The sequence below is a fragment of the Rhizomicrobium sp. genome (assembly GCA_037200045.1).
Lineage (GTDB): Bacteria > Pseudomonadota > Alphaproteobacteria > Micropepsales > Micropepsaceae > Rhizomicrobium.
In genome coordinates this window covers 143,742-158,200 of record JBBCHM010000001.1, presented here as the reverse complement: position 1 = coordinate 158,200, position 14,459 = coordinate 143,742, and the positions used below count along the sequence as shown (strand labels likewise).

At 65.5% G+C, this 14,459-nt stretch carries 13 protein-coding genes; 9 read left to right on the top strand and 4 right to left on the bottom strand.

All coding sequences use genetic code 11. From position 1 onward, the window contains the following. Window positions 1-11: 11 nt before the first annotated feature. The 5 genes from WDM86_00680 to WDM86_00660 all read left to right on the top strand — a co-directional run bounded on the left by WDM86_00680 (window position 12) and on the right by WDM86_00660 (window position 6,874). Window positions 12-1,445, top strand: a complete 1,434-nt coding sequence (locus tag WDM86_00680; GenBank protein MEI9988527.1) for an MFS transporter — start codon at window positions 12-14, stop codon at window positions 1,443-1,445. Between the two features lie 118 nt (window positions 1,446-1,563). Continuing rightward, window positions 1,564-2,247, top strand: a complete 684-nt coding sequence (locus WDM86_00675; protein ID MEI9988526.1) for a TetR/AcrR family transcriptional regulator — start codon at window positions 1,564-1,566, stop codon at window positions 2,245-2,247. 618 nt (window positions 2,248-2,865) lie between these two features. Then, entirely contained in the window at window positions 2,866-3,783 is a 918-nt protein-coding gene (locus tag WDM86_00670) for an EamA family transporter (protein ID MEI9988525.1), read from the top strand. Between the two features lie 94 nt (window positions 3,784-3,877). Continuing rightward, a complete protein-coding gene (locus tag WDM86_00665; GenBank protein ID MEI9988524.1) occupies window positions 3,878-5,287 on the top strand; it encodes an oligopeptide:H+ symporter in 1,410 nt (469 codons plus the stop codon). A 135-nt stretch (window positions 5,288-5,422) separates the two neighbouring features. Next, the gene (locus tag WDM86_00660; GenBank protein MEI9988523.1) at window positions 5,423-6,874 is read left to right on the top strand and encodes an NAD-dependent succinate-semialdehyde dehydrogenase; all 1,452 of its coding nucleotides are present in this window, start codon (window positions 5,423-5,425) and stop codon (window positions 6,872-6,874) included. 48 nt (window positions 6,875-6,922) lie between these two features. Here the strand turns inward: WDM86_00660 and WDM86_00655 are convergent, their stop codons facing one another. Then, the gene (locus WDM86_00655) at window positions 6,923-8,104 is read right to left on the bottom strand and encodes a TIGR03862 family flavoprotein (protein MEI9988522.1); all 1,182 of its coding nucleotides are present in this window, start codon (window positions 8,102-8,104) and stop codon (window positions 6,923-6,925) included. Between the two features lie 37 nt (window positions 8,105-8,141). On the opposite strand from WDM86_00655, the gene WDM86_00650 reads away from it, so the two are divergent. Continuing rightward, the gene (locus tag WDM86_00650; GenBank protein ID MEI9988521.1) at window positions 8,142-9,800 is read left to right on the top strand and encodes an NAD(P)/FAD-dependent oxidoreductase; all 1,659 of its coding nucleotides are present in this window, start codon (window positions 8,142-8,144) and stop codon (window positions 9,798-9,800) included. On the opposite strand, the gene WDM86_00645 is transcribed toward WDM86_00650, so the two are convergent. After that, window positions 9,801-10,670, bottom strand: coding sequence for a L,D-transpeptidase (locus tag WDM86_00645; protein ID MEI9988520.1), 870 nt, complete (start codon window positions 10,668-10,670; stop codon window positions 9,801-9,803). It lies immediately after the preceding gene. A gap of 118 nt (window positions 10,671-10,788) precedes the next feature. Here WDM86_00645 and WDM86_00640 point away from each other — a divergent pair, with 118 nt between their 5' ends. After that, window positions 10,789-11,565 (top strand): cobalamin-binding protein, encoded by a 777-nt coding sequence (locus tag WDM86_00640; GenBank protein MEI9988519.1) that lies wholly within the window; start codon window positions 10,789-10,791, stop codon window positions 11,563-11,565. A gap of 51 nt (window positions 11,566-11,616) precedes the next feature. Here WDM86_00640 and WDM86_00635 read toward each other — a convergent pair whose 3' ends face one another. Then, entirely contained in the window at window positions 11,617-12,102 is a 486-nt protein-coding gene (locus tag WDM86_00635; GenBank protein MEI9988518.1) for a YaiI/YqxD family protein, read from the bottom strand. 55 nt (window positions 12,103-12,157) lie between these two features. Between WDM86_00635 and WDM86_00630 the strand changes: the two genes are divergently transcribed. Beyond that, window positions 12,158-12,778 (top strand): hypothetical protein, encoded by a 621-nt coding sequence (locus tag WDM86_00630; GenBank protein MEI9988517.1) that lies wholly within the window; start codon window positions 12,158-12,160, stop codon window positions 12,776-12,778. Beyond that, complete coding sequence (locus WDM86_00625) at window positions 12,771-13,085, top strand: hypothetical protein (protein ID MEI9988516.1); 315 nt, start codon at window positions 12,771-12,773, stop codon at window positions 13,083-13,085. Before WDM86_00630 ends, WDM86_00625 begins: the two co-directional genes overlap by 8 nt. Here WDM86_00625 and WDM86_00620 read toward each other — a convergent pair. Further along, a complete protein-coding gene (locus tag WDM86_00620) occupies window positions 13,082-14,341 on the bottom strand; it encodes a DEAD/DEAH box helicase (protein MEI9988515.1) in 1,260 nt (419 codons plus the stop codon). The genes WDM86_00625 and WDM86_00620 overlap by 4 nt on opposite strands. Window positions 14,342-14,459 lie beyond the last annotated feature (118 nt).

Here is a 14,459-nt window from a genome sequence, read left to right as displayed (position 1 = left end):
CGGAGCCCGCATTGCCGCGCGCGACGCGCATCTTTTACGGCCTGGGCGAATTCGGCGAGGGCTTCGAGGGCACCGCGCTCGACGCGTTCCTGTTCTTTTTCTACATTCAGGTCATCGGCCTGTCGGGCGCTGCTGTCGGCGCGGCCGTCTTCATCGCTCTTCTGATCGACGGCATCACGAACCCACTGGTCGGCGCGCTCTCTGACGGCCTGCGCTCCCGAATGGGAAGGCGCCACCCCTTCATCTTTGCTGCGCCTTTGCCGCTCGCCATTGCGTTGTTTCTGCTGTTCAGCCCACCCGCCGGCGGTTCAACGCTGCTTTTGACCGCTTGGCTTCTGGGCTTCGCCATCCTGTGCCGCATCGCGTTCGCCAATTATTTCATCCCACATATGGCGCTGGGCGCGGAGCTGACGGCAGACTTCGACGGCCGTCTGTCCGTCGCGGCGTTCCGGGTCGTTTTCTCCTATCTGGGACGCCTGATCGCGCTGTTCGCCGCCTACGCATTCTTTTTCCACAAGACCACATCGTTCGCCAACGGCCAGCTCAATCCCGCTGCCTATCCGGGCTTTGCGCTGTTTTGTTCCGGGGTCATTCTGCTGGCCATCCTGATTTCGGCACGCGGCACGCTCAGCCGGGCCGTGCTGATGTACAAGCGAACACCGCTGCCGGATCGATTCAGCCTAATACATATCCCGCGCAACATTGGTCGCGCGTTCCAGTCGCGTTCGTTCTGTGCCCTGTTCGTCTCGCTGCTCATCCTCTACGTCACGACGGGCGTGCAGGGCGCGCTGGCGCTACACATGAACACGTTCTTCTGGCAGCTAAAGACGACGCAGATTCAACTCGTCGCGATGTCCGGGGTTGCGGGCTATATCATCGGCGTTCCCATCGCGAGCCGGCTTGGGCGAATATTCGACAAGCCCCGCGTGTTCTGGAGCGGCATTCTGCTGTTTTTCGTGTTCACCGTCGGGCCAACCTGCTTGCGCTTGATGGGCGATTTTCCAGGGCCTACCGATCCGCGACTGCCCACATTCCTCGCCATTGCGATTTTTCTCGCCGGCGTCGTCGGCGCTATGCCGCTGACAGTCTCGGCGGCGATGATCGCCGACCTGACGGACGAGTTCGAGCTGAAGAACGGCTATCGAACGGAAGGCTTTTTCTTCGGCCTAAATGCCGTGACCCGCAAATCCTCCATCGGGCTGGGCGGCGCCATCGCCGGAATCGCCATCGACTGGATCCGCTTCCCCCGTCACGTCGAACCGGGCGGGGTAGAACAGGTAACGCTCAATCAATTGGCGGTCGTTTACGGACCGACAATTGGTGTTATTGCAGTGATCGGCCTAACGGTCATGGTCGCGTACGACTTGACGCGCAGCAAACAGAAGCTCATCGCAAAGAGGTTGGTGCTTCAGCGGGCCGAAAGAGCGAATTTACCCGTGCGGTGATCCCGGTTACGTTGTTCAATATCGATGCCGCCGTATCGAATCGTATAGGGTTGCTGCCGCCTCGGTCTGTTCCACGCGACAATACGAGCGCCGTCCGGCGGATGACGAGCATGGGTCCATGACGAACAAACCATCACTTCGCACCCGCAAGAAACTGAGAACTTGGGACGCCATCGCCGCGGCGGGAGCCAAGCTGTTCCTGGAGAGGGGGTTCGGTGCCACGACGCTGGAACAAATCGCCGAGCTGGCCGATATCCACAAGCAGACCGTGCTGCGCTACTTCAAGACCAAGGAAGAGATCGCGCTGGCCTATCAACTTCGCGCCTTCGAGGAATTCAAGAAGGGGCTGCTCAACACGCACAGGCGTGAGAGCGCGATCGAGTTTTGGCGAGCTCATGTCGAACGCTCGGCCAAGCGCTTGGTGGCGAGGGACGGGCTCGCCCAAAGCTACCGCATCTTCGACAGCGATCCCAAAGTGCTTGCCTATGCGCTCACGCTCGAACACCAATATCAGGAGCTTTTATCCGAGGCGCTGAGCCGTGAAGCTGGCGTTGATCCCAGATCCGACCTTTACGCGATCGCCCTTGCGGGACTCCTGGTGGCCGGGAATTACGGGATGGCCCGCAACGTCCGTCTGGGGCGCCGATACAAGGATCTCGAGCGCGCGGTGTTGTCGGTTGTCGACTTCGCAATCCACGAGTTCCCGCCCCGGCATTGCATCAAACGTAGCCGGCACGCAAAACCGCCCTCCAAAGGCAGGTTGCACGCCTCCGCCCGACTCCCCCGGAAGAGAGGCGGTTGACGCACGGATTGCCCGCCAACAGTGACAATCCTAATCCACGACCTATGCATGCGGAGAGGCGCGCAAAGCATCTGCGCCATCGCCCTTGGCGTAAGTGGCAGCAGCAACTGATCGGTGGTGGAGCAAAGGATGCAGACGGTATTGCGAAACGCGAGGCCGCGGCACGCGCTCCGTGCACATGATAATCTCGCTGGCCTTCGTCGCACCCGATATCGTCGAGGCTGCCGCTGAGCTGGGCCAAGAAAAAAAGAGGCTCTTGGCCTTCCGGCTCGGTTTTAGGCCTCCTGAACCATCTGAGGATCGAACCAGTCTCCGCCGAGTGCGAACCCGGTCTCCACGAGTCCGCGTCACCGAATGCTGGAAACGATTTGGCAGTGTCGGAGACAAATGGGTCTGTTGCTCGACTTGACCCCGCGAACGTCCGCACGCGCTCATAGCATCGCTACAAAGTGTGTACCACTCTTGTGTACCATCCTCCGAGCTAACATGCTAAGATGTTTGGGTTATTCAGCAATCAGGCGCCTACCCGAAATCTCCTAGTCCCCCAGCCAACCGTCACGGCCGCAGGTGGCTTGTGCGGGCCGCGCGCTGGCGAAGGGACGCCGATATAATCCGCCGATGTGGCTCCTCCTCGCCTTTTCCGGTCCCATCCTCTGGGCGGTCTCCACCCATATCGACAAATATCTCGTCGAGCGGTTCTTCAAGAACAGCGATACCGCCGTCCTGATGGTGTTCACCGCGCTGATCGGGCTCATCATGCTGCCGGTCATCGCAATCTTCGTGAACGGCATCTTCGCCATCCGGACGACCGACATCCTCGTGATGGCGGCCTCCGGTGTGCTCTACATGGGCGCGATGCTGCTCTATCTGCGCGCGATCCAGACGGAGGAGGCCTCCGTCGTCGCGCCGCTGTTCCAGATGTCGACGCTCTTCACCTTCCTGATCGCCTATGTCCTGCTCGGCGAGACGCTGAACTGGATCCAGGCCGGCGGCGGCGCGCTGGTCGTGGCGGGCGTGCTGTCGCTGTCGCTCGATTCGTCGTTCCGATTGAAGCGCTGGAAGCCGCGCTTCGTGCTTCTCATGCTCGCCTGCACCTTTGTGCTGGCGCTGTCGTCCGTTCTCTTCAAGCTGTTCGCGGTGCGCGATTCCTACTGGGTCACGACCTTCTGGATTTATGCCGGCGAGGGCGTGTTCGGTTTCGGCATCATCGCCATTCCCCGCTATCGCCGGCAGTTCACTGCCCTGTTCCGCCGCAGTCCCGGCGCGGTGATGGCGATCAACGGCGCCAACGAACTGATAAACCTCGGCGGCAGCCTTGGCGTGCGGGCGGCGTCGCTGCTGGCGCCGGTGGCATTGGTCTCGGCGGTATCGTCGACCTCGACGCTGTTCGTCTTCGCCATCGGCATCGTGTTGACACTGTTCTTCCCGCATCTGGGACGCGAGGACCTGTCGCGGCGGGCACTTCTGCAGAAGGGCGCGGGCGCGGTACTGGTGGCGGCGGGCGTGGCGTTGCTGGGCGGGCCGGCGGCCGATTAAAAACCCCGGCAAAAATCGCGCTGGAGACGGCGAAAGCCGCGCGCGCGGCGCCGACTTGCGCTAATCAGGCGGGGTGGCACCCGGAAAAAGCCCCGTGACCGAAGCCGTTTTCGACACCAAGCCCGCGCGCGGCGACGCCGCGTTCTTCGGCCATCCGGCCGGCCTCGGCTGGCTCGCCTTCACCGAATTGTGGGAACGGTTTTCCTATTACGGCATGACGGCGCTGCTGGTGCTCTACATGACGCACAGTCTGTTGACGCCGCAGCATATGAGCCACGTTCTGGGCTTTGGGCCGTTCCAGTCGTTCATCGCACTGATCTACGGACCGGCGGCGGGACAGGCCCTCGCTTCGCACATCTACGGCTTCTACACGGCGTTCGTGTATCTCACGCCGATCGGCGGCGGCTTCCTCGCCGACCGCTTCATCGGCCGCACCAACGCGGTGACCGCCGGCGCGATCCTGATGGCGGTGGGCCATTTCCTGATGGCGTTCGACGCGACCTTCCTGCTGGCGCTGCTCTGCCTCCTGCTCGGCGTCGGCTGTTTCAAGGGCAATATCTCGAGCCAGGTCGGCGCCCTCTACAAGGAAGGCGATCCGCGCCGCGCCGATGCCTTTCAAGTCTTCCTGTTCTTCGTGCAGATCGCCGTGATCGCGTCGCCCTTCGTATGCGGCCGTCTCGCGGACAGCTTCGGCTCGCATTACGGCTTCGGCGCGGCCGGCGTCGGCATGCTGATCGGGCTTGCCACCTACCTGCTCGGCCGCCGCACGCTGCCGCCCGAAGCACCCAGGACAGCGCGCGGCGGTGGGCCGGCGCGGCCGCCGCTCACGCGCGACGATTGGACCAAGATCGTGCTCCTGATCGGCCTGCTGCCGGTGCTGGCGGTCTCCGTCGTCGGCAATCAGGAGGTCTTCAATGCCTATCTGGTGTGGGGCGAGGCGAACTTCCAGCTCACGCTGTTCGGCATGCACATGCCGATCACCGACCTTCTCGGCTACGGCTCGATCATCAGCGCCACGACCATCGCGGTCTCCGTTGCGTTCTGGCGCTGGTGGGCGGCGCGCTGGCCCGAGCCCGATGAGCTGACGAAAATCGCGATCGGCGTCACGATCAGCGCGACGGCGCCGCTGCTGCTCGTTCTGGCGGCGTCGATCATCGCCGCGCATGGCGGCAAGATCAGCCTGGCCTGGGCGATCGGGTTCGAACTCCTGAACGATCTCGGTTTCGCCAATGTGCTGCCGGTGGGGCTCGCGCTCTATTCGCGCGCGGCGCCCAAGGGCATGACCAGCACCATCATCGGCCTCTATTTCCTCCATCTGTTCGCCGGAAACTTCTTCGTCGGCTGGGTCGGCGGCCTGCTGACGACGATGAACGCGACGTCGTTCTGGGCGCTGCACGTCGCCCTGATCCTGGGCGCGGCCGTGGTGCTGTTTGTCGTCAAATTCCTGTTCGGCCGCATCCTGGCGCCGGCCTATACCGAAGCGGAGACCGCTGCCATCCGCTAGGCTGGGACGGGCGCGTCCAGGTGCGGGAGACCGCGGCGGCATGCTGCGGCGCAAGGTGCCTATCCAGCTTGAATTTGTGCCGGACATCGCCACTTTGCGCTTCCGGGCGTTTCCGATGCAACCGAGGATTTCCCGATGCTGAAACTGAAAGACGAAACGCTGCTCCGGCCCGATGCCTATATCGACGGCGCCTGGGTCGGATCGGAAACGCGCTTCGCGGTGACCGACAAGGCGAGCGGCGAGACGATCGCGCAGATCGCCGATCACGGCCCCGAGGAGACGCGCAAGGCGATCGAGGCCGCCTATGCGGCGGGTCCCGACTGGAAGGCCAAGACGGCCAAGGAGCGCGCCGGCCTCTTGCGCAAATGGTTCGACCTGATCCTGGCCAACCGGGAAGACTTGGCGCGGCTGATGACGGCGGAACAGGGAAAGCCGCTGGCCGAATCGCGCGGCGAGATCGGCTATGGCGCCTCGTTCATCGAATGGTTCGCCGAAGAGGCCAAGCGCGTCTATGGCGACGTGATCCCAAGCTTCGCGCCGGGCAAGCGCATCGTGGTGCTCAAGGAGCCGGTCGGCGTGGTGGCGGCGATCACGCCGTGGAATTTTCCCAATGCGATGATCACGCGCAAGGCGGCGCCGGCGCTGGCGGCGGGCTGCACCTTCGTCATCAAGCCGGCGGCGGAGACGCCGCTGTCGGCGACGGCGCTGGCCGAGCTGGCGCATCGCGCCGGCATTCCCAAGGGCGTGTTCAACGTCGTCACGTCCGACAAGGCGCCGGAGGTCGGCAAGGTGCTGACCACCCATCCCCTGGTGCGCAAGTTCAGCTTCACGGGCTCGACCGAGATCGGAAGGCTGCTGATGGCGCAGTGCGCCTCGACCATCAAGAAGGTCAGCCTCGAGCTCGGCGGCAACGCGCCGTTCATCGTGTTCGACGATGCCGATCTGGATGCCGCGGTCGAGGGCGCCATGGTCTCGAAGTACCGCAATATGGGGCAGACCTGTGTCTGCGCGAACCGCATCCTGGTGCAGGACAAGGTCTATGACGCCTTCGCGGCCAGGCTGAAGGCGCGCGCGGCCGCGCTGACGGTCGGCAGCGGCTTCGACGACGGCGTGACGCAAGGCCCGCTCATCAACGCGGAGGCGGTCGAGAAGGTCGAGCGCCTGCTCGGCCAGGCGACGGCGTCGGGCGCCAAGGTCGTGCTGGGCGGCAAGCGCAGTGCGCTGGGCGGCACGTTCTTCGAACCGACCGTCGTGACCGAGGTGAGGCCCGAAATGGACATCGCCAAGGAGGAGATTTTCGGGCCCGTCGCGACCCTGTTCCGCTTTACGGACGAAGCCGAGGCGATCCGCATCGCCAACGCGACCGATTTCGGCCTCGCGGCCTATTTCTATGCCCGCGACATCGGGCGCGTCATGCGGGTCGCCGAGGCGCTGGAATACGGCATGGTCGGCATCAACGAAGGCATCATCTCGACCGAGGTCGCGCCGTTCGGCGGCGTCAAGCAATCCGGCATCGGCCGCGAAGGCTCGAAATACGGCATCGAGGAGTATCTCGAGATCAAATACCTGCTGCTCGGCGGGCTCTGATGCTCGGACGGTGAGGACAGCGGCGCCTGCGAGTTCCCGCAGGCTGCGTCATGCGTCGATCCCGGCCAGGATGGCGCGCGCGGCAAACGCGCCGGTCGCGAAACAGGCCTGGAGCAGATAGCCGCCGGTCGGCGCTTCCCAATCCAGCATCTCGCCCGCGACGTAGACGCCGGGGACGGCCTTCAGCATCAGGTTCTTGTCGACCGCATCGAAAGAGACGCCGCCCGCGGTCGAGATGGCGCGTTCGAGACCTTGCGTGCCGGTCAGCGTCAGCCGCACGGCCTTGACGCGGTGTGCCAACGTCGCGGGATCGGACCCGAGCGGCGAGCCTTCGCGCAGCAGGTTGATCTCCACGGGCGACAGGTTCAGCGCCTTGCGCAGATGGTTGGTCAGCGAGTCCTTGCCGCGCGGCTTAGCGAGCCTGCGCGCCAGTTCCTCGACCGCAAGATCGGGACGCAAATCGATGTCCAGCGCGGCCGTGCCGTCGGCATCGATGGTTTCGCGCAGCGCGGCGGACAGCGCGTAGATCGCACCACCCTCGATCCCATAGGCCGTGAGCATGGCCTCGCCCCGCGCCGAACGGCCGCCATGCGAGAACCGCGCATTCTTCAGAGGCTGGCCGGCGAAGCGTTCGCGGAAGACATCGCTCCACCGGACCGAGAACCCGCAATTCGCGGGCTTAAGGGGCGCGATGGCGACGCCCTTGTGCGCGAGGATCGCGGTCCAATCGCCGGTGGAACCGAGACGCGGCCAGCTGGCGCCGCCGAGCGCAAGCACCGTCGCGTCCGGACTGACGGCGACCTCGCCTTCCGTCGTCTGGAAGAGCAACGAACCGTCTTTCCATCCGCGCCACATATGCCGGAGCCGGAATTGGACGCCCTGGCGGTCAAGGTGTGCGAGCCAGGCGCGCAGAAGCGGCGAGGCTTTCATCGCCTTGGGAAACACACGGCCGCTGGAGCCGACGAAGGTCTCTGCGCCCAAGCCATTCGCCCATTCGATCAGCGCCGAAGGTGGGAAGGCTTCGAGCATCGGGCGCAGGCGCGTCGTTGCGGAACCGTAGCGCGAAAGGAATTGCTCGAACGGCTCGGCGTGGGTGAGGTTCAGGCCGCCGCGGCCGGCCATCAGCAGCTTGCGGCCCACCGACGGCATGCGGTCATAGATCGTGACCGTGGCGCCCGCCGTGCCCAGCACCTCGGCCGCCATCAGCCCAGCGGGCCCGGCCCCGATCACGGCTATCGTCGGGCATTTGTCCATCGTGCCTGTATCGGTGTCCGGACCCTGGAGCGCAAGCGCCCTTCCCTTCGCGGGCGCCCTCGCCTATCTCTCGGCCATGCTGCGACTGACGGAAATCAAGCTGCCGCTCGATCACGGGCCGGAGGCGCTGAAAGGCGCGGTCCTCAAGCGGCTGCGCATTCCGGCGCAGGCGCTGAAGCGTTTTTCTATTTTCAAGCGCGGGCACGATGCCCGGAAGAAATCGGCGATCCTGTTCGTCTACATCGTCGACGCCGAGGTGGAGAACGAGGCCGCGGTCCTCAAACGGCTGAAAGGCGAGCCGCATGTCGCGCCGACGCCCGACATGGAATACCGCTTCGTCGCGCACGCGCCCGCGAACCTGGAAAAGCGGCCGATTGTGATCGGCGCCGGGCCGTGCGGACTGTTCGCGGCGCTGATCCTGGCGCAGTCGGGGTTCCGCCCGATCGTCCTGGAACGCGGCAAAGTGGTGCGCGAGCGTACCAAGGACACCTGGGGGCTGTGGCGACGCGCGGTGCTCGATCCGGAATCCAACGTGCAGTTCGGCGAGGGCGGCGCCGGAACGTTCTCCGACGGCAAGCTCTACAGCCAGATCAAGGACCCGCGCCATCTCGGCCGCAAGGTGCTGACCGAATTCGTCAAGGCCGGCGCGCCGGAGGAAATCCTGACCGAGGCGCATCCGCATATCGGCACCTTCCGGCTGGTGACGATGGTCGAGAGCCTACGTGAAACCATCGAAAGTCTCGGCGGCGAATATCGCTTTCGCAGTCGCGTCACGGACATCGAGCTCGACGCCGAGCGCCGGGTGCGCGGCGTGGTGCTGGCGGACGGCGAGCGGGTCGCGGCCGATCACGTCGTGCTCGCGGTGGGTCACAGCGCCCGCGACACGTTCCAGATGCTCCACGACCGCGGCGTCGACATGGAGGCCAAGCCGTTCTCCATCGGCTTTCGCATCGAGCATCCGCAATCGCTGATCGACAAGGCGCGCTATGGGCGCTCGATTCCGGAGCTGGGCGCGGCCGAGTACCGGCTGGTGCACCACGCCGCGAACGGCCGTTCGGTCTACAGTTTCTGCATGTGCCCGGGCGGCACGGTGGTGGCGGCCACGAGCGAGGTGGGGCGCGTCGCGACCAACGGCATGAGCCAGTATTCGCGCAACGAGCGCAACGCCAATGCCGGAATCGTGGTCGGCATCACGCCCACCGACTATCCGGAGCATCCCTTGGCCGGGATCGCGCTTCAGCGGCGCTGGGAAGCGAAGGCCTTCGAGGCGGGCGGCGGCACCTACCAGGCGCCGGGGCAGAAGGTCGGCGATTTCTTGGCCGGGCGCGCGTCGACCGAACTCGGTGCGGTGACGCCGTCCTACCGTCCGGGCGTGCACCTGACCGATCTTTCGGACTGTTTGCCGGACTATGCCATCGCCGCGATCCGCGAGGCGCTGCCGGCCTTCGGGCGGCAGATCCCCGGCTTCGCCATGGAGGATGCGATATTGACCGGCGTGGAGACTCGCACCTCCTCCCCGATCCGCATCCGGCGCGGCGAGGATTTGCAGAGCACGAATACGCGGGGACTCTATCCGGCCGGCGAAGGCGCCGGCTTTGCCGGCGGCATCCTTTCGGCCGGGGTCGACGGCATCAAGATCGCGGAAGCGGTGGCGAAAAGCATCGCCGGCTGATCAGGCGACGACGGCGACCAGCGCCGGTCCGCCCTCATAATCCTCGATGAACACCAGCACGCGAAAGCCCGGCGTCAGGATCGGATGGCCCTGGCCGTCGCGCAGCACGACGCCGTCACCGCTGGTGCGGTTGTGGGCGGCGTCATAGGCGAAGACCGGCACCATGCCGCGCTCCTGCGACTGGAAGCGGTTGAACAACTCAGCCGCCTTGTCGGGCGGCAGGCGGACGCAACCGCCCGAGGCACGGCGGCCGAGCTCGGCGGTGTGCACCGATGCCGAGTGCAGCGCGACGCCGGTCTGCCGGCCGTGCAGCGTCGCGTTTAGGAACATCGCCCACGGCATCGCCGCGCCGTGCCAGGTGTGCGAGTAGTGCATGCGCTCGAAGCGATTGGGGTCGAGTTCGAACAATCCCACCGGCGTCGAGGTGAAATAGCGCTCGTGCAATTCGCGCCCGGTGGAGACCGGGAAACTCTGTTCGAAGACGAGGCCGTTCGCGGCATCCCGGTGGAAGACGTACATGTGCTGCGCCAGCGATCCCGACGCCGCCTTGCTGACATAGAGATAGACGTCGAAATAGCCGAAGAGTTCGGACGGGATTTTTCCGCGCAAGCGATCCGCGGCATCGGCCTGCTGCGCCACGGCCGGATCGGGAACGGCGGGGGGCTGCTTCCGCGGCGCCGGCGGCAGGGTTCCGTCCATGACCACGCGCAACGCGGTATTGGCTTCGGCCGAGGCCAATTGCACGTTGCGGACGGCGATGTCCGGCCGGAAGGCGACGTGAACGTTCGCCAGGAAAGGCACGGCAGCGGCGATGCCCATCGCAACGATGCCCGCGGCGGCGGCGCCCGCCAATTCCCTCAAGCGCAACATGCGATCCCCACCGCTCTCTGCATCAGCGTAGCAGGTTTTCCCTCAGGGCCTAATGTCGATAGCGCGTCGGGCGACAGAGCGTCGTATTGTCCCGCTGGATTCGCCCGAGCCCCATCCGATGCCGTTCCCGCCACGCCGTATCATCTGCCTCACGGAAGAGACCGTCGAGACGCTCTATCTGATCGGCGAACAGGATCGCATCGTGGGCGTCACCGGCTATGCGGTGCGTCCGCCACAAGTACGCAAAGAGAAACCGCGCATCGCCGCGTTCACCACCGCCAATATCGCCAAGATCGTGGAGCTGAGGCCGGACCTCGTGCTCGCCTTCAGCGATCTGCAGGCGGACATCCTGGCCGAACTCGCGCGCGCCGGCGTCGCGGTGCATCTCTTCAACCAGCGCGACATCGCCGGCATCCTGGCGATGGTTCGCATGACCGGTGCCCTGGTTGGCGCGCCGCAAAAGGGTGAGGCGCTGGCGGTCCGGCTCGCGCGCGAAGTGGACGCCGTCCGCGCGTCGGCGTTCGGGCCGAGGCCGCGCGTCTATTTCGAGGAATGGGACGACCCGCTGATCACCAGCATCGGCTGGGTGTCGGAACTGATCGAGATCGCCGGAGGCGTCGACTGCTTCGCGCATCTGCGCGGACGGCAGGCGGCCAAAGATCGGATCGTTTCCTCCGAAGACGTGATCGCTGCCAGGCCCGATGTGATCGTGGCGTCGTGGTGCGGCAAGAAGGTCTCGCGCGAGAAGATTCGCGGCCGTCCCGGATGGGAAGACATCCCGGCGGTGACGCAGAACCGCATCGTCGAGATCAAATCGCCGCTGATCCTTCAACCCGGTCCCGCAGCGCTGACCGACGGGCTCGCGGCCCTGCGCGCGACGATCGCGGGCGCCTGAGCCAAACCGGCGTTCCTTCGGCACGCAGGCCGGCGCGGTGGGAAGTTGCAGTCACGAGGATGCGTCGTTTTCCGGCGTGGCGTTGCGGAAGGCGCGGCGGACGGCCTGGATCTCATTCTCCAGAGCGCCCAGGAAGCGCGAGCGGTCTTCCTTGGTAAAGCCCGCATTGTAGGTCTGGCCGCCGGTCGCCTCGCGCAGATGGCGCTGCAGATCGCGCATGCCCAGCGCCATGCCGATGCCGGCTTCGGTGAACGGTTTGCCGGCCGGACCTAGCGCGCGGGCGCCCTTCTTCAAGGCGCGCGCGGCGAGCGGGATGTCCGCGGTGACGACGATATCGCCCTCCCCGGCGTGCTCGGCGATCCAGTCGTCGGCGGCGTCGGCGCCGGCCGCCACGGTCACATGCCGGACCAGCGGATGGCGGCTGGGGCGCAGGCCACCATTGCTGACGATGACGACGGCGAGCCCATGGCGTTCCGCCACGCGCTCCACTTCCGCCTTCACCGGGCAGGCGTCGCCGTCGACGAATATCTCAAGCACGGTTTGGCCTCATCGTGCGCCCATCCTATAAGAGGACGGCTGCCGGGAGGAAGGCGTGGCGCTCGCTCCAGAAGACATGGATTTCATCTCGAACTTCTCGACGATCTGGGCGGTGTTCCTGGGCGCCGTGCTGGCGACGCTTGGCGGCTTCGCGGCGACGCAGCTGGAATGGTACATCGAACGGCGCCGGCGCGAGCGCAACGCCGCCCTGTTCTTCGGCGAGGTCCTGACCACGCTCAACATCATCATCGGCTATGCCGCAGACACCAAGCAGATCGGCGATCCTTACGGGCCCATCACGACACGCATGCTGCGCTCCGCGATGGGAGAGGTCGACATCTACAATCGCAACCGCGAGACGCTGTACGACCTCAGTCGCGCCGACCTGCGCGCCCGCGTCCACACGCTGATCCTGCGCATCTCCATGTCGATCGACGGCATCTTCGACGCCAGCGACACCATCGCCAAGCTCGAACCGCAACTGGACGCACGCGATCTGCGACCCGACGAACAGGCCAGGATCGAGGCGCGGCTGACGCGGCTCAAGGAAAATCGCGAAAGCAGCTTCAGCTTCATCCAGGAGAACGCGGTGCAGCTCAGGCAAGTGATCAAGGAAATCGAGCCGATCGCGCGCTTCACCTACGATGCGGTGGAAAAGGCGGTGCGCAGTGCTTAGACCGGCGCTTCTCGCCGCCGCCTGCGTGTTGCTGGCGGGGTGCGAATCCTACGGCGACCTGACGTCGGACGCCTTCGCGCCCGGCAACGCCACGCAAACGCACTTCACCTTCGACAGCGCCGACTGCGCGGCCAAGGCCGACGTCGCGCGCAACTACGATGTCGGCGGCATCACCGGCAGCCATGCCGAGCGCCACGAGATTTTCAACCGCGCCTATGTCGCGTGCATGAAGGCGGCGGGCTATGTCCGGCGCGACTGGTCGCCGGACATAGCTTTTCCCTACACGGTCGATCCGACGCCCGGTTAGGCGGCGCGGCGATTGCCGCGCGGATTGAAGCGGCGCTTGGGGCGGCGATAGTTGTTCTCCGCCGGCTTCTGATGGCCGAAGGAGCGCGGCAGCTCGTTGACGTTCGCCGCCGTCAGCGCTTCCGCCGGCAGATCGTGCGCGACGACCTCGATCTGGCGCTTCACCAGCTTTTCGATGTTGCGCAGGTGACTGCGTTCCGCCGGATCGCAGAACGAGATGGCGATGCCCTGCGCGCCGGCGCGCGCGGTGCGGCCGATGCGGTGGACGTAACTCTCCGGCTCGTTGGGCAGCTCGAAATTGATCACATGGGTGATGCCGTCGACATCGACGCCGCGCGCCGCGATGTCGGTGGCGACCAGGATGCGGACATCGCCCGACTTGAAGCCCTCGAGCGCGCGCTGACGCGCGTTCTGCGACTTGTTGCCGTGGATGGCGTCGGCGGAAAAGCCGGAGCGCTCCAGATGCTCAGACACCCGGTTCGCGACGTGCTTGGTGCGGGTGAAGACGATGACGCGCTTCAGCTTCTCGTCACGCAGCAGATGGCTGAGCAGGACGCGCTTGTCCTTCTGCGCGATGTGGATCACGCGCTGTTCGATGCGGTCCGCGGTCATGGTCGGCGGCGAGACTTCGACGCGCTCGGGCTGGCGCAGCATGTCGCCGATCAGCTGGACGACTTCGCCCGGCATGGTGGCGGAGAACAGCATGGACTGGCGGTCCTTCGGCAGCATCGCCACGATGCGCCTGACGTCCTTGATGAAGCCCATGTCGAGCATGCGGTCGGCCTCGTCCACCACGAGGATGCCGACGCCATCGAGACGGACGAAGTTCTGCTTGATGAGATCGAGCAGGCGACCGGGCGTGGCGACGAGGATGTCGACGCCGCCCTTCATCGCCGCGATCTGGCGGCTCTGGTTGACGCCGCCGAGGATCACCGCCTGACGGAAGTTCAGGTGACGGCCATAGGTCTTCAGGCTCTGGTCGATCTGGATCGCAAGCTCGCGCGTCGGCGCGAGGATGAGCGCGCGGGCGCCGCGCGGCGTGAGCGGCTTGCGGTTCTCCGCCAGGCGCTGCAGCAGCGGCAGGCCGAACGCGGCGGTCTTGCCGGTGCCGGTCTGGGCGATGCCGAGCAGGTCGCGGCCGCCGAGCAGGGTGGGGATGGCGCGCGTCTGGATCGGGGTGGGGTGGGCGTAGTTCTCGGTGGCGAGGGCGCGCAGAAGCGGCTCGGAAAGGCCGAGGGATTCGAATGTCGTGTTCAAAAAATGTTCCTTAACCGCATGAACGTGCGGGATGCACGCGCTGATAACGGCTTGTTGCCGTCTTCCACGCACATCTGGAGCGAACGGGAGTTTTCATGAAGCTTGCGGTGAGAGCGTG

Coding starts and splice junctions, on each gene's coding strand:
- WDM86_00675 (MEI9988526.1), top strand. CDS start 1,564: ATGACGAACAAACCATCACTTCGCACCCGCAAGAAACTGAGAACTTGG.
- WDM86_00670 (MEI9988525.1), top strand. CDS start 2,866: ATGTGGCTCCTCCTCGCCTTTTCCGGTCCCATCCTCTGGGCGGTCTCC.
- WDM86_00660 (MEI9988523.1), top strand. CDS start 5,423: ATGCTGAAACTGAAAGACGAAACGCTGCTCCGGCCCGATGCCTATATC.
- WDM86_00645 (MEI9988520.1), bottom strand. CDS start 10,670: ATGTTGCGCTTGAGGGAATTGGCGGGCGCCGCCGCCGCGGGCATCGTT.
- WDM86_00640 (MEI9988519.1), top strand. CDS start 10,789: ATGCCGTTCCCGCCACGCCGTATCATCTGCCTCACGGAAGAGACCGTC.